Source organism: Candidatus Hepatincolaceae symbiont of Strigamia maritima (assembly GCF_055505085.1).
Genome location: NZ_DBKDTU010000153.1, coordinates 1 through 1723, shown reverse-complemented (window position 1 = coordinate 1723; position 1723 = coordinate 1). Strand labels below are relative to the sequence as shown.

General features: G+C 23.3%; 3 protein-coding genes. All 3 read right to left on the bottom strand.

Translation table 11 applies throughout. From position 1 onward, the window contains the following. Window positions 1-28: 28 nt before the first annotated feature. From ACQCX0_RS04035 to ACQCX0_RS04025, 3 genes are read right to left on the bottom strand one after another with little or no spacing between them, the layout of a single operon-like run. A complete protein-coding gene (locus ACQCX0_RS04035) occupies window positions 29-1063 on the bottom strand; it encodes a relaxase/mobilization nuclease domain-containing protein (protein ID WP_462562894.1) in 1035 nt (344 codons plus the stop codon). Then, window positions 1063-1332: a type II toxin-antitoxin system RelE/ParE family toxin gene (locus ACQCX0_RS04030; protein ID WP_462562893.1), complete on the bottom strand. Its 270-nt coding sequence runs from the start codon at window positions 1330-1332 to the stop codon at window positions 1063-1065. The genes ACQCX0_RS04035 and ACQCX0_RS04030 overlap by 1 nt, the downstream gene beginning before the upstream one ends. Window positions 1333-1341: 9 nt before the next feature. Then, window positions 1342-1563 (bottom strand): CopG family ribbon-helix-helix protein, encoded by a 222-nt coding sequence (locus ACQCX0_RS04025; protein ID WP_462562892.1) that lies wholly within the window; start codon window positions 1561-1563, stop codon window positions 1342-1344. Window positions 1564-1723: the final 160 nt, after the last annotated feature.

The following is a 1723-nucleotide window of genomic DNA, read 5'->3' as shown; positions in this document are numbered from 1 at the left end:
AAATATCAAGCTTATAACTATTCCTATTCTAAATATTTTTATCATTTTCTATATCCTTTATTTCTATTATTTTTACTTTTCTTAAGGCAAATGGCTCGTTTGGTTTTTTGATATTAAAAACCTTAGCATTTTTATTTATAGTCCATATTGCTAATTTTTTATCTTCTAAATACATATTTAAAAAAGATATTATATTTTTTTCTTTCATCCCTAATTCTTTTAATCTCTTTAGAGTTTCTTTATTAGTTGTTAATACTTGAAATTTATTTTCTTGATACATTTTACTCCACTTACTAGTTTTTTTCAAATAAAAATCTGGGAGCTTTTTTTCTTTTTTTGTCTTATCTCTTTTATTAATTGGTATATTTTGAATATTTATATTATTTTCTAAGCAGGAACCATATAGCGTTTTATTGATTAGAAATAGATCTTTTTTTTGTATTCTTAATTGTTTAGCGGTAACATCATTTTTAGTCTTTAAAACAATATGAGCATGCATATTATCTGTATCCTGATGGATTGCAAATAGATACTTATGATTAGCAAATAGTTTAGGAATAGTTTCTCTAATTACTGTTTCTAATTTTGCTTTATCTTGTATATCATTCTTAGGTAAAGAAAATACTATGTGGGATAATTGCCTGTTTCTTAATAAAGTATCTTTATCTTTTAAATTATCTAATTTTGCTTTATCTAATTCTTTAAGGTTATCATGATCTTTTACTAAGTCAAATCTTGTTATTTCTTGTAATAAATTCTCTTTGCTTATACTATCTCCTAGCTCATTTTCTAATCCATCAGCTTTTTTTAAGATATAATCCATAACTATTTTTAAACTATTATAACTTTTGCGGTATCCTACTACTTTTAAAATTGTATTAATTTTATTATTATTTTGTTCTCTAACAAATTCTTTTTTTAAATTACTTTGAGAAGTAAAGTTTTTTACCCTAGATATATTAGAAAAAACAGCTTGATAATATTGATTACTATTATTTCTAGCTAATCTCTTTCTACTTCTATTAAGTATTTCTTCTAATATTTCTGAGGATGTTTTTTCCATTAGTATTTTCTTGCAGAATGTAAAATTGTTACAACTTCAAGTACTTTATTTTTTACTCTATATACAATAAAATAATCTGTTCCTGCTACAAAAAATTCTCTGGTATTATTTCTTCTACCCATTTTTCCCAATTCAGGATTATTTTTTATTATTTTTAAGCAATCATTAAACCTAGAAACTAATTTATTAAAAGCATTAGGAGCTTCTTGTAAATACTCCTGAATAAAGCGTACATCTTTAGTTGCTTCTTGAGAAAATCTAACTTCCACTTATATATCCTAATTTACTAATAATTTAATGATCTCAGTGTCTTTTGAATATTCTCCTTTGTCTAATTGAGAAAGACCTCGATCTATTTTTGCTAATTGCCAATTAAATAACTCTATTCTAGTCTCAACTAATTTGTTAATTAATGAACTTCTATCTTGATTCTCTGCTTTTGCTATTTCATCCAATCTTTTTAATTTCTCATCTTCCATTCTAACACTTATATTTCTCATCTTAATTTCTCCTTTTTTAAATCCTGTATTACAATTATAATACATTTATAATATGATGTAAAATGAAATTTATATTGTTTTTTCCATTATCTTAATAACTTTTTATATTCTAGTTTAATCATTATTTATTTTAGCTAGTTCTTTTTTAAATTCTTCATGG